This window comes from Psychrobacter sp. 72-O-c (assembly GCF_904846605.1).
In the GTDB taxonomy this organism is placed as follows: Bacteria; Pseudomonadota; Gammaproteobacteria; order Pseudomonadales; family Moraxellaceae; genus Psychrobacter.
On record NZ_CAJHBI010000009.1, the window covers coordinates 64464 to 82401 of the forward strand.

The window sequence follows — 17938 nt, forward strand, 5'->3', positions numbered from 1 at the left end:
GGCTTTTTATTACTGATATAAATTTATTTAGGTAAGAACTGTACCAAGTCGTAGGCGCTGTCTAAATGCGCCATTAGTGCGGCAAGCTCACTGGGTAACTTTCTATCGTTCTCATACTTATCCATCATCAGCTCAAGCACCGCTTTGGCAGAGTTAATGTGACTACAAGTAGCGGTCATGGCATCATCATTACTATGCGGCTGTGAGGTGTAATAAGGATGCGTACTAGGCACATGATTATTAATCGTTATATTATTAACGCTCATAACGGCTCTCCATTATTACCGACCATGACCACATTTGACCAAGCGTGCTTCTCTACCATTTTTTTGGAGACAGAAAAGCTTAATGCGGTCAACTGTTGCAAGTCAAAATCATCACACTCATTAATGAATTGGGCTAGTGATGTGGTTGAGGAGATAAATTCATGATCGGCTAATGGGCGAGTCCACAAATGGCCATAGCTGTCGAGTTGTGATACCAAGCGTTCGTTATTACGGTAATGATAGTCCTGCTCGATTTCTTGTGTATGTTTAGAATTATGAGTCGTCTCAGCGAGCTGGGGATACCTCATTCGCTGAATGTATTCTGTCGCCTCACCAACTTGGCTAACTGTCAAATCACCCACTCTATCAATATTGAAACGATGATGAATAAGACTAAACACATCATTATAGCCAATACCAAGTTTGTATTGAGTGATTCGCGCCGCTTTGACCAACCCATTCCGATCTTTTACGCTTGAGGGTAGATCCTCATTAGCACGAGGATTGATAGCAGCGCCAGTATGCCAATAGTCGTGCAATGCGCTATAGCATTCTTTTTTATACATAACCAAGGCAGGTTTAACTTCAGGTTTGATGCGCTTGGTATCAACACCAAATAACCAGCCGTTTAGCATCCCGATGGGCAAACAAAGCATTTGCTGTGAACCACCCTTTGAAGGTGCGTGTATCATACACGCACCTTCTGAAAGCACTTCATCGCGCTCGATCCGCTGATGTTGACCGCGCCAATGCAAACCAATATTTTCACATATTGGTTTAACAGCGGTATATTGAATACCATCTTTTTCAATCGTTAACAGTGGTTGACCGTTAAAGTCGATAGTTTTTAAGTTATTGCCTCTACTAGGGTCATTTGCTATAATAGTCATGTTTAGTTCCTTTACGAATTAAATTTTAGTAGAAGCAGACGGTTCATCTTGGCGGGTGATGTCTGCTTTTTTTGTGCCTGATTGATTTTCAATGCGTTCACGAGCTTGTTCCAAGTGCATATTTATCTCATCCATCATGGTTCGATAGTTGCTTGACGCTCTATCTTTTAACCATTGATGCATATCTTTAGATAACCGTAGTCTATAATCTATTGGACGAGTACGATTTATACCCATTTGACACCTCATTTAGTATTATTAATAATATTTAATCATGCCTATAGTAGAGGCATAAATAGATAGTACGCCTATAGTAGAGTCGTGTCAATAATTATTTTGGAATTATTATGAGTGCAAATAAACATCCTGATTTTAGAGTTCGAATCCCTGAAGAGTTAAAGGAAAAAATCCGTGTTTCTGCTGATAAGCATAACCGCTCTATGGGATCTGATATTGTTGCCAGAGTGGAGCAAACCTTTAATCAAGAAGATAGCGCCACACCCAGCACCAGCAACGTACTTATTATCACTGCGATGTACCAGACCTTACGAGAGGAAGGCTATACCCATGATAAAGCCGAGCAAGTGATTACTGACTCTGTTAAAAAATTATTAGATATGGATTTCATTAAAAAGAATTATAACAATGCGGTTGCTGATGATTAACTATTTGGCAGATGATTGATAATAAAAAACCCACCGATTGGTGGGCTTTTTATTGTTAAAGTGCGAGCCGGTTTAGTTATTACTTAGCGCGTTTTAAGCAATCAAGATAGTATTTAGCGCCAAACTCGCGAGTAGCATCAGCTTGATGTTCAGGCGTCTGGTATGAAGGCTTAGAAAAAGCGTCGCGTACCATTGCTTGTTGCATCTTATCTTCGCCTGCCACTTTCATAAGATTGACAACATCGACACCTACTAATCGTGACTCCATGATGATCTCAGCCAACCCTTTAACATCAACGCAGAACTCAGCTTTATCCGCTGCAAGCGATGGGGTGGTTATTCCTAGTGATAATGCTAAACCTAATAAAACCTTTTTCATAATAAATCCGTTTTAATCAGTTAAAAACACAGTCAAGTATATTACGAGTAACAACATTAATCCACCAAAACAATATAGAAACCTTTTAGATATAACTAGCAACTATGATGAGTAATTGACAGTTATACGGTTTTTAGCATGAGTGTCATATGCTCACGGCCACTTTTGGCATCTGGCAAGGGATCGCCGTCTATCTCATAGCGCTGACCATTATGCTCTATTTGCATAGTGCTATTAATATCATTCCGATAGCGGATGACACACCGCGCGCGGGTCTCACTATCAGCCGCTTGCGCTGACAATATATCTTTGACTAATAACGGCTCAAAGGATGCCCAGAGCGTGACCACTGGCGATGAAGGTAAAGGTAATACCGCGCCCGATGGAGATCGGGTTGACTCTGATTTATATACCGTCACTCGATGACGTAATTTATTAGCTTTCACAGCAGCTCCTTATATTACGGTCGGCTTACGGTACGAATACAGCAAGCTGACAACCGGTGCGGGTAGATAGTTGCCATTGATGGGCGTGTCTTTATCAGCGTTCCGGTTGTCATCAAAGTAACCGATGAGCATCAGCGTAGCGACCTTGATATCGTCAGTCCCTTCGACGGGTATATCTTCAGTGATATAACGCCCGATGGCTGACTCAGCGGCTTTGATATACATAGTCAATGTCGTATCGTTAGCATCATTGTCATAGCGCAGATGATGTTTTACTTCCTCAAGCGTCACCCAAACCATCGTTGTCTCCTTGTCCTGTGTCGTTTTTGCTGTCTTTAGCAAAAGGATTGTCGCTAGCGTCACGCTTAGCGATGGCTGCTAGGCTAAAGTTCTGCTGCTGGATCATCGGGCTCTCACCACCGGATACGGCTGACTTTCTAAGCTTAGCGCGAGCCTCATTAGGACTAAATATAGATCCACCAACGGCTTTGACTAGATAATCCATTTGACTGCTGGCATCCATTCTTAAGAGTCCATCAAGATTAAACTCGACTTCAACCCCATCTTCTAAGGCCAGATGCTCATTAAGTAAGTTTTCAATACTCTCGATATGATGTTGTAAGCAGTCGCTATAGTAGATGTCGTTATAGTCGCTTACCTTGCCAGATGGCGGTGTGCCAAGCCCGATTTTAAAGGCAGGGACTCTAAATGCCGTACAGACGATTTCACCTGACATTTTTAGCTGCTCCACCAGCTGCGCATCATGAGCAGGTACTGACATCGCGGTATAAGTCATGCCGTCGCCTAATACTGCTGTGCCGCCACGCGCCGCGCCTGAATAGTTCTTTTTCCAGTTGTCTTTTAGCTCTTTTGCAGTTTCGGAATTTATAGTGCCTGGTGCAGTCAATAGGCCAGATGGTCGGGATTCGTTAGCAAAGAACGCTTGAGCATTTCGTTGGATGCTAATACCCTGGCTTGCCGCTAACGCACAAGCGACAATCGGTGATAGCCCAACAAGCGGATGATAAAAGCAATTAAAACGATCGTGAATAATCTCAGACGCGGGAATCACGACATCGTCAGCTAAGTTGAATAGTCGATCGCGGCGTACTTGATAAAATACTTCGCCATTAGGATCGACCAGTGGCTTAGTGCGTTCAGGATTAAGTATAAGATGCTGCCATACTTCGCCGTAGATATTACGTACTTTCCAGACGTAAGTGTTACCACTAGTGCTTTTGCTGGTGGCCCATGCTTCAAAAAACTGTTGGGCGTTTTGGTAATGATTGGGTTTGTCCAATAGCTTTTTGACACGACTGTTGATAGGTTGCATAACGCCATCGACTTCGGTCAGTGTCGTTAGCTTGAGCTTGCCAATATCACAAGTGATCAAAGACACACAAGCAAACACCGCATGATGCCGCATCTGATCGTTTTTGCTAACTTCGATTTCTTCATTACGCTGCCATGCACCAGTAAATGGCTCATGTAGCGTGTGCCAAACATCGCCGCCATTGACTGGTTGGGCGGTGTTTGCTGATTTTTGTCCGGTCATCCAATCAAACATGCCCATAATATTTACTCGTCTTCAGTTTTAGTCGCTGCTTTGGGCTTAGATTTGCTTCTAGCCTTTGGCTCGGTTGGCTCATAAGCTTTGGCAAAGCCAGATTTGATAAGGACATTGGCCTCAAAGCCAGTAACGTTATCAATCATGCCTTTTGGCCCATTGGGCGCGTTTTTGATATATTCAATTTGCATGGTTAACCTCATATTTTTTAGGAGTAGATGCTGAAACTGAAGGAAAGGCAGTGCCAATACCTACTCGTAAAAAATCCCAACGCGGTGGCTGGGATTTTGGTCAGTCTCAAACTATGTAGGTATGGCTTTTATGCGATTACGTTAGTGTAATTGATGTAAGCGGCGGCAGTTACGCGGCGTTTCGCCCAAGTGATATGACGTTCCGCACGAATAGCCGTCATGTTTTGCTGCCATAGATTTACTAGCACTTGCTCAGCGTCGGTGCCCATATTAATAGTTGCTTGATCACTAAATGCAATCTCAACCGCGCCATCATCTGCCAAGTACAGCTCAGATGGTTTGATAAGGGCGATGACATCAGTGGCAGTTTCAGACTCAATGACTGGTAAGCCTTTGAGGGTTTTTTCACCAAAGGGTGCGTCCATACCGCGATAGTAAGGATTGCCCAGAGCATCAGTTAGCTCGCTCATATCACTGGCGCGGGTCTCGCTCATTACATAATAAGCGCCTTTTAATGACAAGCCATTACTAATAAATGACGCGCGTAGAGATGCAAGATCGGCTTTATACTCAGTGACGGTTGTGCCAGTATGGTCGATTTTGGTAGCACCGTTGAGCACACCGGCAGGCCGCTTGGTGGTTTGTGCGGCAGTATCAATAAACGTGTTATCAATAAGGGCGGCACACGCCTCAATCATATCGTCACGCAGCATCTGGTCGGTGCCTGGTGAGGATAGTTTAAGCAAGTCATCAGTACGGACCACGATACCAGCCAATTTATGATGCTTGATTTCGACAGTATTAAACGTTGGATTGGTCGCAGGCTTTGCTTCACCTTCACCAACCCAAGCAGCGATGCCGCCAGTCGCCATGCCTGGGATAGTTGCATTAAAGGGTGCGGCTCGCATCTGTGATGATAACTTGTCAACAATGGTCTCAGCGCGTAGCATCTCGATAAACTCATTTGCGAGCTGATTTTCTACAATCAAAGCGCTTGAGTTTGATGTATCTAGCACGGTGGCGGCTTTTTCAAGAGCTTGGATAACGCGGGGGTCCATGCCTTGTGATTTGGCAATATCAATCGGGCTCACATAGTTGCCCTGTTTTTGTTGCAATACAGCCAGTGCCTTAGCTTTTGTTAACTGCGCAAAGCCGATACCTTTTTTGGCGTGGTTAGGTTTAACGCTAGTATGCACGTTCTTAGCGCTTTCGACAGGGTCGGCCGCACCTTTGGCAGACTCAGCAGCTTCTTCTTCACTTTCGCCAGCGGCAGGTGTGGCTGTTTTTTCAGCGGCTTCAATATCAGCTATAATATCGGTAACACGCTTGAGGTTCTTTTCAAGCTTTCCGATGTCGATATCGAGCGCTTCAATTTCCGCTTCTTCAGCATCGCTGCTGGTGCGACCAGCTGACTTTTCGACGACAGCTACTCGGCTGCCTTTTTTCGACTTAATAGTCGCAAGGAGTTGCGCACGTTGTTGGGCCCAATTCATAGGTTACTCTCCGGTTTGTAGTGATATGCTGCCCAGATTTGGGTCAACTAGGGTGATGATTTGAGGGTTTGGAGCTGGCGGCTCGTTAGATTCGACAGGTTGAGTGTTAGTTGTTTCAGGTGCTGGTGCATCGGCAACTGTTTTTATAGGGGTTGGTGTTGGGTTTTTGGCATTGGTAAATGCCTTGCTGATTTGCGAGACGTCAGTAATAATTGCATCTATATTTGCACCGACGGTTACGGCTGATAGCTCGTACCACTCCCATTTTAGAATGTGCAAGCCAAGCCCATCAGGTGTGTATTGATACTCAAGAATTCTAAAACCAATAGACAGGCCTTTGACAAGTTTTGATTTTAATGACTGCCAGGCTTCGTCGAGTCGATCTTTTAATTTACCCGCTTCTTTTATGACGAGAACTTCCATCTCAACGCTAATTTTATCGTCAATAACTTCGGCTTTAGTAACATCACCAATGGGTTGGCAATGATCGTGTTGCCACATAAAGGGCATAGGTAAAGCAAACTCAGCACCTGCCATTTCCATAATATCGCCGTCACGGTCTTGCTTTGGGGTTGATGCGATACCTTTAATGATGCGTTTTTCATCTGTCTCTTCAAAACTTTTTACAACAAGTGTCCCGTAGACTTTGCTCATAGTTGTTCTCAGTTATTAATTTTTGGGCAAAATAAAACCGCCTAGTTGGCGGTGTGTTTATTTTTTTGGTTTCTTAAGCGGTGGCGGATGATGCAAGGGCTTTGGTGGTGGTGGACGGTTGCGTTTTTCAAAAGCTTCAAGCTCGTATCGCATTACTTCAAGACTCTTTCTATCTTCATTGTTCATTGGAGCTGTGATGATGCGATGAACAATCGCGCCTAGAACTAAACCCACAATAAAAATAATCATAAAAACAGCGTTATCGGTTAGATAGATGCACATAGTTAAATCCTCAAACAAAAAACATAGTAGGTGCACCAGTCTTGGGTGGTTCTGGGTTGAGGCTCATAAGCGCGACAGCGTTGAGCATGCCAATGACTGGGTCAATCTTAGCAGTGCCAGACTCAGCCTTACTAATCATCGTGCCACTACCTCTGACCACAGTGCGGGCATTACCCACTGACCAAGTCATTAGCGGTTGACTAGCATGTATCAGTTGCTTTTTTGCGATCTTGATTTCTGATGTTTTGATATAGCCTGACATTTTGAAACCTTGACTGACACCAATAATCTTATCACTAGGTATCTCTACCGCATCAAGCTCTTCTATTAGTGTGCCAATGCCGAGTGGGTCAAGTCCTATTTGGTCAAGCTTGCCGCTATCCTCTACTTGTTTGCACAGCTGCGCAACTTGCTCTGTCTCATCGCCAATATTCTCAACGATGATTAGGTCGCCATCTTTGGCGAACCCTTCTAGTGTTGGTGCGATAGACTTGCGGCGCTCAAGGGCTATCTTATGGCACCAAGCGCGGGTCCAAACCCACCACGGTTTTATTTGGACTGTTTTTTTTGTGATGCTGTCTTCATACTCTCTTAGCACGATAGGCAAACGACCAACAGCAGCAAACCCTAGTAAGTCATCAAGACCACCGCCATCGATGCCGATAGTGATAACCTCTGATGCCTCAATCAGCTCTTCTAACGTAAAGGGTAGAGGAGCTGCTGCCGCTTCCCAAAACTCCACAGCAGCCCATCGGTTGGCTCTCATTGAGATACCGATTTGGACATTGAGGTGCTTGGCAGTAAAATCTTGTAATTCTTCTTTGCCTTCGTCCTGAGCTTTTTTAAACTCCCGGGCCAAGAATTTATTGCTGACTGATGCGCCAAGGTTGGGGTTGGTCATATACCAGTTTTCAGGGTCGAGATATAACTCATCATCAATGTATTTTTGTGGGAACTCATAGAGCAAACCTAAGAACTGCGGATCAACTGTTTTGCCATCGCGTACAGCGCGGGCATAATCTAGTTTTTGTTTAAAGATGCCAGCGGGCTGCTCATCGGGCATGGTGCTGAGATAAACCACAAACCCTTCTGGGCGCGATGCCAGTCCGCCAGTCGCTTCACGCAACATTGATGCCGCATTGGCGCGTTTGCCAAATAGCCAAAGCTCATCGATGAGTACGTAGCTAAACTTACTGCCGCCAAGCGTATCTGATTCAGCCGCATAAACCTTTAATGTTGAGTTAGTTCCCAAATGGGTAATCGTGCGAGTATGATCGGACACACTAAAAATTGCGGAGAGTTCAGGGTCCGCAGCAATCATATCGCTTGCTGGGCCATAACTAGCGTTAGCGACCTCTTTAGTAGGCGCAATAATTGCTAAGCTTGCACTAAAGCGCTCATTAAGCACTAGCGCTATCATCATGATGCCAGCAGCAAGCGTGGACTTGGTGTTTTTCTTGCTGATAAGCAAAAAAAACTCAGTGATTAACCGTTCTTGACTCTCAGTATCGTAAGCACCAAAGATAGCAGCAATGAATTCGCGTGCCCATTCACGAGTTACTTCACCCGCCGTTGGCCTGCCGATGATATCCACCAGTATTAGACTGTCAAATATTTTAAGCGCAATATCAGCCACGTCTTGATTAAGTGGCTTGCATGGCATTAGAGACTCACCGGCGACTATGCGCTTCTCCCAATCGGGTAAGGCTGTCGACCAGGTGTCTATCATGGCAGTCTCTTATTGAGTAGTTCTAGACGTAGGCAGGTCGAGCTGGTTGCTTAGCGTTCTAAAGTGGCCTGAGTTAGCTGCTGCCTTCGCGTCAAGCTTGCCTTGGATTTTTTTACCCACTGGCGCAGGTTTTGGTTCTTCGTATTGGATGGCAATGGCAGCACAACTAATCCGTGTCTTCATTGGTTGCTTGCGATCTTTATACACGGTCTCAAAGAAATGCAAAGCATTGACTAACTCAACTACTTCGGCAGTTTCGCCTTCAGGACTTTCGCCCGACTCTAAGAGATTGATAGCTCTTAACTCAGTGATGCGATTTTGAACCGCTTCATTGTCGTTTAGGTTTTTTAGCGACCGTTCTGCGTTCGCTTGATTCTTAGCTTTATATCCAGCGTCTGCCATTGCGTCTAAGTCATCAAGACCTTCAGCGACATTTTGACAATACGCCTCTTGTCTTTTAGTTAGAGACATAATGAGAACCTTTCTCAATTAAATACATTTGGAAAATTGGAAAAATAAATTTGATTTAGGATTTTTTTTGCGCGTGGGAGGGGGAGTGGTGTCCGCTGGGTTTGCCCAGAAATAAAAATGACTCCCCCCTCCCTTTTTTCTCAAAATAATCTTAAATTTCTTGAGATTCCGCATGTGTTTTCGGCTTATGACAAGTGGTGCAAATGGTTTGTAAGTTGTCATCATCGTCAGTGCCACCTTTGGCAACGTTAACAATATGGTCCAACTCAAGGTCACCGCCGACACGACCACAAACTTGGCAGGTGAACTTATCGCGGGTGAATATCTGCTCACGCTTGCGCCGCCAAGGTCGACCGCCGCGTCCATGTCCCCATCTTGATTTTGGTTGGTGAGTAGTGCGGGCAGCTTTAGTTCTAATGATACCGAGGCGTGGGCGTAGGGTTTTGAGTGCCATGCTTTGTTACCTCCAATAAAAAGCCCACGCGTTAACGTGGGTAGGAAAAGAGAAAGCCCATATCGGGGGATATGGGCTTAGATGGTAATGTTTGGTTAGTGTTTGGGCATAGGCTTCGATTAGGTTTAAATCATAGGCCAAACTGTTCCATTATTCAAGTAGCCTCTGAATAGCCGACCAGTTGTAATTGTATCTTAGCCCTTGCTGATGCTGCGTTCTGACTCATATTATTTAGTATAAAATCGATATGATCGGACATCTGATTGCGTGACCATGTGGCTTTGGGGATGTTAGCAAAGGCGGCACGTTCGTTACCACTCCAAGCATAGCCAGTGGATTCATTAATCGGGTACTGACATTCGACCAATGCGGTGCAAACAATCTTATCGATATACTTTCTTGGTACTTCTTTTGAGAGTAGTGCGGTATAGCTAGATGCCAAGCGTGATTGGATAGACGTATCAAAGCCATCGTTCAGATAATGATAGCAATCCGATTGTAGCTCGTTTAGGTTGGCATAGGCTTCGGCTGCTGCTCTTAAGTATTCTTGTCTCATGATAAATATCCCCCGTTATTTATAGCAAATATAGAGTGATGTGCATAGTTAGGTCAAGTGTGCAGGGTATGGTTTTAAACTATGCACATCTGAAACCCTTACTACTAATAGCTTTAAAGAGACATGTTCATAGTGTGCATAGTGTGCATAGTTATATCTACGCATGAGAATAAAAATAATTATAGGATTAGGGTGTTATATTATTTAATTAATTATTTACCCGCGCGCACACGTAAAAAACCATGCACACTATGCACATGGTTACGGTAAGCCTTATGGGTTATGGTCTAGCGACGTGCATGGTTGGTATTTGAACTGTGCACATGGGGTGCACACTATGCACATGGTTTGTTATTTTGGGTCGAGTTTGACACCGATTGCGCCTTTCATGCGCTGAATTTGTTGTCCAAGCCATACTTGTTGATTGGCTGAGCCATTCGTTGGATAGTCTGAAGGCATCCTAATCGCGATTACGGTCGATTGAATGGGTCTAATGCCTCCGGGCAGTTGGTATCTTAACCGCTCCTTGTGCTCGCGTCTACCAATATATGTCATTAGTTTGGTCTTAGTGGTACCACGTTCGCCATTCTTGCGGCTCCAGTATTGATAATAGTCATAGAGGTCGTCAGTCAAGCAGCTGCAATAAGGTATTCCGGTGTCGCCTTTTACCCAATCATCGTAGAATACTTCCCAGTTGGGTTGGCTTAGGCGTATCAATTGGCGTTTGCTGCCCGTCATTAACGCTGGGGAGTGGGCTGTTTGGCCTTTTAAATCCATTTTCATTAGCAATGTATAGAATGCACGTATCATTTCATCATTGCTGTCGTCTAGTGCTTTCGCGACTTCATTTAACAAGGGTTCGGGAATCTTTTTGGTGGGGTAACAAACAACATGGCGACGGTCGTTCTGTTCTAGAGATAATGGCATCATATTGTTTGATAAGAATATTGCATTAACATAGTTGTCTTGCTGCCAACCACTCATAAACTTTTGATTGATATAGATTGTATTACCGGTGATTAACTGTTTAACCATGCCCATCTGGGAGTATCTATCGCTACCGCTGAATATCTCTTCAAATAGCGCATAGAGCTTACCAGCAACCCAATCGTTATACTGAGACTCAAGCTGCCCTTGACCCAATGTCACGCCATAATCACCGTAGATACGGCTCATGATGCGGTCAAAGAATAGCGACTTACCAGCGCCTTGTATCTCACCATGAAATATCAATGCGGTGTCGAGCTTAGTGCCGGGATGCTGTAATGGGATAGCGAGCCATCTGATTACCCAGTCGAATACAGTTTGGTCGTACTCGCATAAGTGAAGCAATAAGTCAGTGATCGGCTTGCACATTAACTGAGCGTCATCGTAAGTGGTTTCGATAGGCTTGAGCGGTAGTCCGTCAAAAGTATTGACAGCGATATCTTTTGGATGTTTAGGTTCTTTGCGGCGCGTTGGGTCAAACCAGATGTTCTCAGCCTTTACCATAATGCGCTGTTCGGACTTGAGCCATATCTCGTACTCATTAGGACGCGCCAGTTTAATCGTGTCTACTGGCAGCCGTGTGCGCTCAGCATCGTCCCATACTTCTTTAGTGCCATAAATCAAAAAGTACCGGTCAAACATCGATTGCGCTTCGACAGCCATGAGCTCATCACGGTCTTTGCTGACTTCAGCTTTGCTAATCTTGGCGTGCTTACCTTGCCACCAGCGATCAGCTAACTTCTTATTGCCAATCTCATTTGCAAACTGGGTCTTGGTATATTCAATCTTTTGCTCAGTGTCATAGACTTTATTGGTTACTTTGCCAATATCAGTAATTTGCGCATAACGCTTGAGCATGTGATATAAGCGCATGTCCTGTTCGATATTTGCGGGTATGATGCCGTCTGTCTCGATAGGAGCAGTGATAGGGTTAAGCGCATCGTTTGCTGCGTCAGTGATGATAGTTTGATGCTCTAGTGCATATTTAATCTGACGTGATACTTCATTAAGTCCAGCAGCGGCAGCAAGGTCGTTAAAATCAGTTAGTTGTTTATCGGGGATCATTTAGTAACCCCGTCTTTATTATTTATATCTTCCAATTTTTGTTCAAGCTCTTTCTTAAACTCATAGAGCGCAACAGGAACATTAATGCGATTTTCAGCAATAGGTATTGCAAGTTCTATGATGCTCAAAACCAATTCTAATTTACTTCCGTTCATGCGGATAACCGTATAATCTTTTGCGGTTTCATCTACGGTTTTTTGCAAGGCACATACCAATTCAGGTATTTCCGAATAAGGAACTACAATACTTTCTCTAGCTTCGTCCAATTCGCCATAGGGCATCTCTTGGATTTTATGTATGCCAATATAGACGCCTTGACCGCATTTATGCATATCGAGCTTTTCGGTTCTATGATGGCTCGTTTCTATATGCTGATATATTGTTTTCATGCTGCATCCTTACTATCCAGTAAATCAAAGTTTGGGGTGATAACTTCACCACCAATGCTGCTGGCTGCGAGTCTAGCATCACGAATACCCGCGTTATACTCGACCAGTGGCTTGGGTTCTTTGCCTTTCTCGATATCTATATCGCGTAGCTTGATAGCTGTGGCGCTATCGTCATCAGCGCAGATGATAATGCGATGACCAGGATATTGGGCGCGGATAGACTGGGCGACTGGCAGTAAGTTACCGGCATTAAAAGCAACTACTACGGGTAAGCTATAACCCATTGCATCAAACACACTCGCACCGGTCGCATAGCCTTCGCATATCAGCACAATGCCACCAGCAAACATAGCGTCTGTGCCGATGCTATAGTACGCACCGCTCACCAAACCACCTTTCAAAAACAGCTTTTCTTCATCAAGTGCGCTTGGTTCTTTTTCAAATTGGTTGTCTTGTCCGTCAGGCGCGAGTAGTTGAAGGTTGACCAGTGTTGTTTGTTGAGTTTCACTGTTGTAGTAATGCATTGGTATAACTAAGTTTTCGTGCTTATCTTGGCGTAGGCCAATGGCTGAAACGTTTTTGCGTAGTAGGTAAGGGTGATCGTCGGCAGCTGGTTTTGAATTATTCCAAATACTTTGAGCCCGACTGGCAGCATCAATACGAGCCTGGCGCTTAGCGGTTTTCTCAATCGCCTCGCGCTTGACCTGTTCGGCTTGCCATTGGGTGCGCTGCTCATCAGTCACTTCACTGGTTGCATCTAGTCCAATAGCGCCGGCTATCAAAGCATTGGTGTCATACACGTCTAAGTTGGTGTATTGCTTAACTAGCAAGAAGCCGTTACCAGCACCGCACTGTGAGCATATCCAAGTACCTTCGCCGCGCTTGTCATCACAGCGGAATCGATCATTGCCACCGCACATCGGACAGGCTTGATGTTGATGAGCAGCATTGCTAAAAGTAATGCCAGCAGCGGGGAAAATGGTCGAGACATAATTGCCGACAGCCCCAGCGCGGATTGCTTCAAAGTCTAGTGGGGTACGTTTATCTGACATTATTCTTCTCCATATTTATCCGGGCATTTTCTAATATCGTTTGGATATGACGTAGTAGGGCCTGACCGTCTTTTTGCATTCTCGCGTATTCGTCAGCCTCAATAATCTTGTCTGCATAAGCATCCAATGCGGTGGTATTAAGATTTGCAAACTTTTGACCTAATAGCGCGATATCAACTATCTCATCACATTGATTGTTAGAGTCAGGCAACAAAAACCATCCGGCGTTGCCATGAGCGCAGCAGATAGCATCCATAATCGCGGGCGACTGAGTGTGCTCAAGCACTAGCTCAATGGTCTCTGGCGCTAGTGTGTGGCATGAGCGATTGGGATTCGTTTGCAATGCGAGCGTGTTGTAATTAACGCCATAAATTTCGGCTATCTTGCCTAGTGTCCCGCGTTCTTTTTTGCATGCCTGGTAGACCGCTTGGTCAAGTGATAAGACGCAGCGTTCGGCGCGTTCTGCTGCTGTAAATAGTGATGTCGACATATTGCCCCCGTTATTGTCGTTCTGTTATTAGTCGCGATTGGTTATGCTAGGTCTTGTTGATTACTAGCATCGTTAGCGGGTTCGGGAAATACATCAGGACGTAGCTCGTGACATGGCACACCCGTTACTTGCGATACTTTCACTACGTACTTAGTACTACATTTGCCATCACGGTTTAGCATTGAAGATATTTGGGAGGCATTTTTCAACCCTAGTAGCTTTGCAAGATTTGTCTGTGAGCCAGCATTATTGATTGCTTTTTCTAATGCTTGCTTTGGTGAGATAGTCATTATTTAACTCCAATTGCGTTTGATTGCCCTAATATAATGCAATTGCTTTAAATATGCAAATGCAAAATGGATTATCTTATAAAAGCATTTGCTTTTAATATGACCTATGTAAGGCAATTGCCTGCATTCTAATAATCAAATTAAGAAGGTGAGTTATGGCATTCGGTCATAGAGTGCGCGATGAGCGTATTGAAAAAGGTCTAACTCAACAGCAATTAGCGGACGCTATTGGCGTCAATCAGCCTGTTATTGGGAGTATTGAGTCGCGTGACAGTGAAACGTCTAAACATGCGTCTAAGATAGCCGCAGAGCTGTCAGTAAATTTAGATTGGTTGCTCACAGGCAAAGGCAGTAAAGGCACGCTAAAGGTAGCTAGTAACAAGGCCACGTATGATTCTGGTCTGTCTCTGTGGGATGATGACACGGTAATGTCTGATGACGATGTAGAGCTGCCTTTCTATAGTAAGGTCCAGATTGCGGCGGGGAATGGCATGGCAAATGATGATCTAAAGTCTTATCGTAACTTGAGATTTAGTAAGCGATCTCTTAGAGATGCAAATGTAAACTCTAAAGATGCAATTGTCGTAAAGGTAACGGGCGATAGCATGGAACGTCTGATTTTAGACGGCGCAACCATTGCGGTAGACACTAGCAAGGCTGGACTGCCTATAAAAGACAATAGGATTTACGCGCTGGAGACTGATGGGGATTTGCGCTGTAAGTATATCCAACGCGTGCCGGGCGGTAAAATTAAGCTGATAAGCGAAAACACTATGTATGCTGATGAGGTATATGATATGGCAGAATTTTCAAAGCTTTATCGTATCGTCGGTTGGGTGTTTTGGTGGTCAACACTGGCTAAATGGTAATTATTTAACTAAAAATATAAATAAATATCGCAATTGCATTGACAAGTGTTAATGCAATTGCTTTAATATACCCGTAATCAACAAAACGGGTATATCGTCATGTCACATTCTAATCGTCCAGACATTCTCCAATCCCCACGCGTTCAAGCGCAACTTGATCGTATCAGAAAGACCCTAGCGTGGCGTAATAGACAGCTCCACGCAACCGAGCAGCAACTCACTCATTCCGAGCAACAACTCAAAATCACAGTCCGTGGCTACCGCCAAGTGCTGGGTCTTGTCGTGCTCGCATTGATTGTTCTCATCGCTATTTTGGTGATGGGAGGTTTCGCATGAGCAAGTCAAAACCTATACCAAAATTAATCAGTCGCTTTGAAATCGGGTTTGATGATGAAACCAAAGCTGAAATCAGTGCACTAAAAAGTAAAATTGATGAATTAACCCGTGGTCTGTCAGCAAAAGATGGCAGTCACGGCGAGCGCTTACTTGCTGCTATGCAAGCTGAAGCAGCTAATGACACGCCTAAGCCTGCGCTTGAGCAGATGGGGCAGTGGGTGTTTGAAGGCGAGCCTGAGTATATTGAATCAGCTGGTGTTGATAAAGAAGGTCATGCGTATTGCTGCGCTGGCGATAAAACAGAGATTTCTGCGGCGATGGTTGACGGGATTTTTAAAGGCACTAGGAGTTATTGGAAGTGCATAGCAGGCGATTTTGACGGCTCTGATTGGCGTAATTCTGCTATCAACCGCGAAACCGTCAACGATGTCGAGTATCTAAGCGACACGCCTGAAGATGATGATACTGCGCTTGAATCTCCTATATTTAGCGATGAAGAGCTTGCTGAAGTATTCCCACAAATCACCCAAGCTGATATGCAGCTTATCTTTATAAAAAACCTAGCAACCACTCTTATCCAGCGTATGCACAGCATGGACCGCTTTAGTGAAGATGACTGTCACATTGGTGGTAACAAGCTGATGGTTTGGGATATTTTGATTTACGAACCTCTAAATACTTACTCGATTTTAATACGACGCAATAAAAAACATAAAGTTGCGGACTTATTAATTTTTAACAACACCGGTCCAGTCGTAGATACAGAATGGCATACTCTAAGCGAAGCATTTGCAACGTTACGCACCATAACTGAAGCCGAACTGCCAGCATTTCTGGCGGCATTGGAGGCTTGCTATGCGTAATATTCATGCCTTTAGCGTCAGCGCTCAACTTCAACTTATCAAATCCAAGTCCCAACTAAGTAACAGCGTCAGTGCTCAAGCACTGGCGGCTGCTAGTGCTGCGTGGGCTCATTATCAAAGCCGATATGACCATATGCGTACTAATAACATGCTGGTCGCTATCCGCAGAAATATCGCATTAATCATCGCCCAAGTCATCGGTCGAGTGTGTCGTATCAATCCGCTGATGTGGGCTGAGCTGCACAAACTTGACGCGGTATTAAAGTACGCGCTCGATCACGGTATCAACTTAGAGCCCAATCCATTCCCAATCGCTGCCAATGACGATACCAACTTAGATGAGGTGAGCAATGCGTGATTCTAAAAAACCGTTGATGATCAATATATGCGGTGCGCCCCGCATCGGTGTGACTACTGCCTGTGAGCGCGTACAGCGTTGCTTGAATGCGCAAGGCGTCATCACAGACGTGCTCACGCTCGAGCGCGGTATTGATGTCGTGAATTTTGAGGATGATTTCGTGCTTGGCAACTATATGCACCTCGACGTCATCTTGTTTGATAAGCATCGCAATACCGAGTCGGCTATCAAGCGCCGTTTGATTCAGCCCTTGTGGTTTGACGACGGTGTCCTCCCTCATATCAGCGTACTGATGAGCTGTACGCTAGAAGTGTATCAGCGCCACACGAGAAATCGCGGGTCAAAGCGTCAGATGGCAGCGCAACACGAAGCGTATCTGTCAGCGGGTAAAGAACACTACGGCACTCGCAATCATCATGCTGTCGATATAGATGGTAAAAATGGCCAGCTGTATGCGGCGGGTACGATTAAGAGCTTGATATTTAAGGAGCTGGGGCGATGAGAGTCTCATTTGAATTAACCAGTAATCAAGATATTCAGAAAATAGTCGCAGAACGTATCCAACTTATTGAATTTAATTTTCTAATGGAAATAAAAAGCTTTTCTATAAAGCAGATGAACAGCAGCGATTTTGGCTGTGATTTTGAGTCGTTAAGTTCAGAGGAGGTTAAACAGGCTTTATCTGGTTGGGAGTGCGAGCAAAGCTTTGAAGTTCGGCTAGAATTCAAAGGAGGTAGATGAAGATGCGTAAAACACTATCACTTAGCCCTCGCACGCATCTGTTTATCAAAGATAGTGCGCTCTTTATCAAGTTACAACGTCCGCACAACTTAAACCCGGATAAGGCTGACTTTTATATTATTAAAAAATTCAGTATTAGCCGACTAAAAGAAATCCGCGATTGGGCGGATGAAATAATAAACGAGAGTGAGATTAAGTAATGGCCAAACAAATTAAAAGAGTTAAGTTTGCAAGCAATGGCTACGGCTTGAGCTGGTTGGAAGTAGACACGCGGTGCTGGGAAATCGTTGATGCTTGCGGTGCCGGTCGGCATTTAATCGGTCGGGCATGTCGCCTGGCTGACCGTGGGATGAAAATAGAATATCGCGATGGCTCAAGCTATACGCGTATTAACGCTAATGTTGAGATGATGGGGTAACACCTGAAAGCCAATCTCTATTATTAAATTAATTTTA

29 protein-coding genes are annotated in these 17938 nt (G+C 44.5%); 9 read left to right on the forward strand and 20 right to left on the reverse strand.

The window, feature by feature from the left end; translation table 11 throughout:
- Positions 1-23: 23 nt before the first annotated feature.
- The 3 genes from JMX97_RS04730 to JMX97_RS04740 are packed head-to-tail and all read right to left on the reverse strand — an operon-like array spanning position 24 to position 1393.
- Positions 24-266 carry a hypothetical protein gene (locus JMX97_RS04730; RefSeq protein ID WP_201555786.1) on the reverse strand — a complete coding sequence of 81 codons (243 nt, stop codon included), beginning with the start codon at positions 264-266 and terminating at the stop codon, positions 24-26.
- Entirely contained in the window at positions 263-1156 is an 894-nt protein-coding gene (locus JMX97_RS04735) for a phage antirepressor N-terminal domain-containing protein (protein ID WP_201555787.1), read from the reverse strand. The genes JMX97_RS04730 and JMX97_RS04735 overlap by 4 nt, the downstream gene beginning before the upstream one ends.
- Before the next feature lie 18 nt (positions 1157-1174).
- On the reverse strand, positions 1175-1393 hold the full coding sequence (locus tag JMX97_RS04740) for a hypothetical protein (RefSeq protein ID WP_201555788.1): 219 nt from the start codon (positions 1391-1393) through the stop codon (positions 1175-1177).
- 110 nt (positions 1394-1503) lie between these two features.
- On the opposite strand from JMX97_RS04740, the gene JMX97_RS04745 reads away from it, so the two are divergent.
- Entirely contained in the window at positions 1504-1821 is a 318-nt protein-coding gene (locus JMX97_RS04745; RefSeq protein ID WP_201555789.1) for an Arc family DNA-binding protein, read from the forward strand.
- Positions 1822-1900: 79 nt separating this feature from the next.
- Here the strand turns inward: JMX97_RS04745 and JMX97_RS04750 are convergent, their stop codons facing one another.
- The 17 genes from JMX97_RS04750 to JMX97_RS04830 form a co-directional block, all read right to left on the reverse strand.
- A complete protein-coding gene (locus JMX97_RS04750; protein WP_201555790.1) occupies positions 1901-2200 on the reverse strand; it encodes a hypothetical protein in 300 nt (99 codons plus the stop codon).
- 122 nt (positions 2201-2322) lie between these two features.
- Positions 2323-2646, reverse strand: a complete 324-nt coding sequence (locus tag JMX97_RS04755; RefSeq protein ID WP_201555791.1) for a phage head closure protein — start codon at positions 2644-2646, stop codon at positions 2323-2325.
- Between the two features lie 9 nt (positions 2647-2655).
- Complete coding sequence (locus JMX97_RS04760) at positions 2656-2946, reverse strand: head-tail connector protein (RefSeq protein WP_201555792.1); 291 nt, start codon at positions 2944-2946, stop codon at positions 2656-2658.
- The gene (locus JMX97_RS04765; protein ID WP_201555793.1) at positions 2927-4219 is read right to left on the reverse strand and encodes a phage portal protein; all 1293 of its coding nucleotides are present in this window, start codon (positions 4217-4219) and stop codon (positions 2927-2929) included. The genes JMX97_RS04760 and JMX97_RS04765 overlap by 20 nt, the downstream gene beginning before the upstream one ends.
- Before the next feature lie 5 nt (positions 4220-4224).
- Positions 4225-4404: a hypothetical protein gene (locus JMX97_RS04770; protein ID WP_201555794.1), complete on the reverse strand. Its 180-nt coding sequence runs from the start codon at positions 4402-4404 to the stop codon at positions 4225-4227.
- A 128-nt stretch (positions 4405-4532) separates the two neighbouring features.
- Positions 4533-5897 (reverse strand): phage major capsid protein, encoded by a 1365-nt coding sequence (locus tag JMX97_RS04775; protein WP_201555795.1) that lies wholly within the window; start codon positions 5895-5897, stop codon positions 4533-4535.
- Positions 5898-5900: 3 nt separating this feature from the next.
- The gene (locus JMX97_RS04780) at positions 5901-6551 is read right to left on the reverse strand and encodes an HK97 family phage prohead protease (RefSeq protein ID WP_201555796.1); all 651 of its coding nucleotides are present in this window, start codon (positions 6549-6551) and stop codon (positions 5901-5903) included.
- Positions 6552-6608: 57 nt separating this feature from the next.
- Entirely contained in the window at positions 6609-6833 is a 225-nt protein-coding gene (locus JMX97_RS04785; protein ID WP_201555797.1) for a hypothetical protein, read from the reverse strand.
- A 10-nt stretch (positions 6834-6843) separates the two neighbouring features.
- Entirely contained in the window at positions 6844-8562 is a 1719-nt protein-coding gene (locus JMX97_RS04790) for a terminase large subunit (protein ID WP_201555798.1), read from the reverse strand.
- A 9-nt stretch (positions 8563-8571) separates the two neighbouring features.
- A complete protein-coding gene (locus JMX97_RS04795; protein ID WP_201555799.1) occupies positions 8572-9033 on the reverse strand; it encodes a hypothetical protein in 462 nt (153 codons plus the stop codon).
- Between the two features lie 151 nt (positions 9034-9184).
- Positions 9185-9487, reverse strand: a complete 303-nt coding sequence (locus JMX97_RS04800; RefSeq protein ID WP_201555800.1) for an HNH endonuclease — start codon at positions 9485-9487, stop codon at positions 9185-9187.
- Between the two features lie 154 nt (positions 9488-9641).
- Entirely contained in the window at positions 9642-10043 is a 402-nt protein-coding gene (locus JMX97_RS04805; RefSeq protein WP_201555801.1) for a hypothetical protein, read from the reverse strand.
- 351 nt (positions 10044-10394) lie between these two features.
- Positions 10395-12095: a primase-helicase family protein gene (locus JMX97_RS04810; protein ID WP_201555802.1), complete on the reverse strand. Its 1701-nt coding sequence runs from the start codon at positions 12093-12095 to the stop codon at positions 10395-10397.
- A complete protein-coding gene (locus JMX97_RS04815) occupies positions 12092-12484 on the reverse strand; it encodes a hypothetical protein (protein WP_201555803.1) in 393 nt (130 codons plus the stop codon). Before JMX97_RS04815 ends, JMX97_RS04810 begins: the two co-directional genes overlap by 4 nt.
- Positions 12481-13536, reverse strand: a complete 1056-nt coding sequence (locus tag JMX97_RS04820; protein ID WP_201555804.1) for a primase-helicase zinc-binding domain-containing protein — start codon at positions 13534-13536, stop codon at positions 12481-12483. The genes JMX97_RS04815 and JMX97_RS04820 overlap by 4 nt, the downstream gene beginning before the upstream one ends.
- Complete coding sequence (locus JMX97_RS04825) at positions 13526-14026, reverse strand: phage regulatory CII family protein (protein WP_201555805.1); 501 nt, start codon at positions 14024-14026, stop codon at positions 13526-13528. The genes JMX97_RS04820 and JMX97_RS04825 overlap by 11 nt, the downstream gene beginning before the upstream one ends.
- 41 nt (positions 14027-14067) lie before the next feature.
- Complete coding sequence (locus tag JMX97_RS04830) at positions 14068-14316, reverse strand: transcriptional regulator (protein WP_201555806.1); 249 nt, start codon at positions 14314-14316, stop codon at positions 14068-14070.
- Positions 14317-14471: 155 nt separating this feature from the next.
- On the opposite strand from JMX97_RS04830, the gene JMX97_RS04835 reads away from it, so the two are divergent.
- The 8 genes from JMX97_RS04835 (at position 14472) to JMX97_RS04870 (ending at position 17901) form a co-directional block, all read left to right on the forward strand.
- Complete coding sequence (locus JMX97_RS04835; protein ID WP_201555807.1) at positions 14472-15185, forward strand: XRE family transcriptional regulator; 714 nt, start codon at positions 14472-14474, stop codon at positions 15183-15185.
- Positions 15186-15284: 99 nt separating this feature from the next.
- Positions 15285-15521, forward strand: a complete 237-nt coding sequence (locus JMX97_RS04840) for a hypothetical protein (protein WP_201555808.1) — start codon at positions 15285-15287, stop codon at positions 15519-15521.
- Entirely contained in the window at positions 15518-16384 is an 867-nt protein-coding gene (locus JMX97_RS04845; RefSeq protein WP_201555809.1) for a hypothetical protein, read from the forward strand. The genes JMX97_RS04840 and JMX97_RS04845 overlap by 4 nt, the downstream gene beginning before the upstream one ends.
- A complete protein-coding gene (locus tag JMX97_RS04850; protein ID WP_201555810.1) occupies positions 16377-16742 on the forward strand; it encodes a hypothetical protein in 366 nt (121 codons plus the stop codon). Before JMX97_RS04845 ends, JMX97_RS04850 begins: the two co-directional genes overlap by 8 nt.
- Complete coding sequence (locus JMX97_RS04855) at positions 16735-17244, forward strand: hypothetical protein (RefSeq protein ID WP_201555811.1); 510 nt, start codon at positions 16735-16737, stop codon at positions 17242-17244. The genes JMX97_RS04850 and JMX97_RS04855 overlap by 8 nt, the downstream gene beginning before the upstream one ends.
- On the forward strand, positions 17241-17483 hold the full coding sequence (locus JMX97_RS04860) for a hypothetical protein (RefSeq protein WP_201555812.1): 243 nt from the start codon (positions 17241-17243) through the stop codon (positions 17481-17483). Before JMX97_RS04855 ends, JMX97_RS04860 begins: the two co-directional genes overlap by 4 nt.
- Positions 17480-17683, forward strand: coding sequence for a hypothetical protein (locus JMX97_RS04865; protein ID WP_201555813.1), 204 nt, complete (start codon positions 17480-17482; stop codon positions 17681-17683). The genes JMX97_RS04860 and JMX97_RS04865 overlap by 4 nt, the downstream gene beginning before the upstream one ends.
- Complete coding sequence (locus JMX97_RS04870; protein WP_201555814.1) at positions 17683-17901, forward strand: hypothetical protein; 219 nt, start codon at positions 17683-17685, stop codon at positions 17899-17901. The genes JMX97_RS04865 and JMX97_RS04870 overlap by 1 nt, the downstream gene beginning before the upstream one ends.
- Positions 17902-17938 lie beyond the last annotated feature (37 nt).

Coding starts and splice junctions, on each gene's coding strand:
- JMX97_RS04730 (WP_201555786.1), bottom strand. CDS start 266: ATGAGCGTTAATAATATAACGATTAATAATCATGTGCCTAGTACGCAT.
- JMX97_RS04735 (WP_201555787.1), bottom strand. CDS start 1,156: ATGACTATTATAGCAAATGACCCTAGTAGAGGCAATAACTTAAAAACT.
- JMX97_RS04740 (WP_201555788.1), bottom strand. CDS start 1,393: ATGGGTATAAATCGTACTCGTCCAATAGATTATAGACTACGGTTATCT.
- JMX97_RS04745 (WP_201555789.1), top strand. CDS start 1,504: ATGAGTGCAAATAAACATCCTGATTTTAGAGTTCGAATCCCTGAAGAG.
- JMX97_RS04750 (WP_201555790.1), bottom strand. CDS start 2,200: ATGAAAAAGGTTTTATTAGGTTTAGCATTATCACTAGGAATAACCACC.
- JMX97_RS04760 (WP_201555792.1), bottom strand. CDS start 2,946: ATGGTTTGGGTGACGCTTGAGGAAGTAAAACATCATCTGCGCTATGAC.
- JMX97_RS04765 (WP_201555793.1), bottom strand. CDS start 4,219: ATGGGCATGTTTGATTGGATGACCGGACAAAAATCAGCAAACACCGCC.
- JMX97_RS04770 (WP_201555794.1), bottom strand. CDS start 4,404: ATGCAAATTGAATATATCAAAAACGCGCCCAATGGGCCAAAAGGCATG.
- JMX97_RS04775 (WP_201555795.1), bottom strand. CDS start 5,897: ATGAATTGGGCCCAACAACGTGCGCAACTCCTTGCGACTATTAAGTCG.
- JMX97_RS04780 (WP_201555796.1), bottom strand. CDS start 6,551: ATGAGCAAAGTCTACGGGACACTTGTTGTAAAAAGTTTTGAAGAGACA.
- JMX97_RS04785 (WP_201555797.1), bottom strand. CDS start 6,833: ATGTGCATCTATCTAACCGATAACGCTGTTTTTATGATTATTTTTATT.
- JMX97_RS04790 (WP_201555798.1), bottom strand. CDS start 8,562: ATGATAGACACCTGGTCGACAGCCTTACCCGATTGGGAGAAGCGCATA.
- JMX97_RS04795 (WP_201555799.1), bottom strand. CDS start 9,033: ATGTCTCTAACTAAAAGACAAGAGGCGTATTGTCAAAATGTCGCTGAA.
- JMX97_RS04800 (WP_201555800.1), bottom strand. CDS start 9,487: ATGGCACTCAAAACCCTACGCCCACGCCTCGGTATCATTAGAACTAAA.
- JMX97_RS04805 (WP_201555801.1), bottom strand. CDS start 10,043: ATGAGACAAGAATACTTAAGAGCAGCAGCCGAAGCCTATGCCAACCTA.
- JMX97_RS04810 (WP_201555802.1), bottom strand. CDS start 12,095: ATGATCCCCGATAAACAACTAACTGATTTTAACGACCTTGCTGCCGCT.
- JMX97_RS04815 (WP_201555803.1), bottom strand. CDS start 12,484: ATGAAAACAATATATCAGCATATAGAAACGAGCCATCATAGAACCGAA.
- JMX97_RS04820 (WP_201555804.1), bottom strand. CDS start 13,536: ATGTCAGATAAACGTACCCCACTAGACTTTGAAGCAATCCGCGCTGGG.
- JMX97_RS04825 (WP_201555805.1), bottom strand. CDS start 14,026: ATGTCGACATCACTATTTACAGCAGCAGAACGCGCCGAACGCTGCGTC.
- JMX97_RS04830 (WP_201555806.1), bottom strand. CDS start 14,316: ATGACTATCTCACCAAAGCAAGCATTAGAAAAAGCAATCAATAATGCT.
- JMX97_RS04835 (WP_201555807.1), top strand. CDS start 14,472: ATGGCATTCGGTCATAGAGTGCGCGATGAGCGTATTGAAAAAGGTCTA.
- JMX97_RS04840 (WP_201555808.1), top strand. CDS start 15,285: ATGTCACATTCTAATCGTCCAGACATTCTCCAATCCCCACGCGTTCAA.
- JMX97_RS04845 (WP_201555809.1), top strand. CDS start 15,518: ATGAGCAAGTCAAAACCTATACCAAAATTAATCAGTCGCTTTGAAATC.
- JMX97_RS04850 (WP_201555810.1), top strand. CDS start 16,377: ATGCGTAATATTCATGCCTTTAGCGTCAGCGCTCAACTTCAACTTATC.
- JMX97_RS04855 (WP_201555811.1), top strand. CDS start 16,735: ATGCGTGATTCTAAAAAACCGTTGATGATCAATATATGCGGTGCGCCC.
- JMX97_RS04860 (WP_201555812.1), top strand. CDS start 17,241: ATGAGAGTCTCATTTGAATTAACCAGTAATCAAGATATTCAGAAAATA.
- JMX97_RS04865 (WP_201555813.1), top strand. CDS start 17,480: ATGAAGATGCGTAAAACACTATCACTTAGCCCTCGCACGCATCTGTTT.
- JMX97_RS04870 (WP_201555814.1), top strand. CDS start 17,683: ATGGCCAAACAAATTAAAAGAGTTAAGTTTGCAAGCAATGGCTACGGC.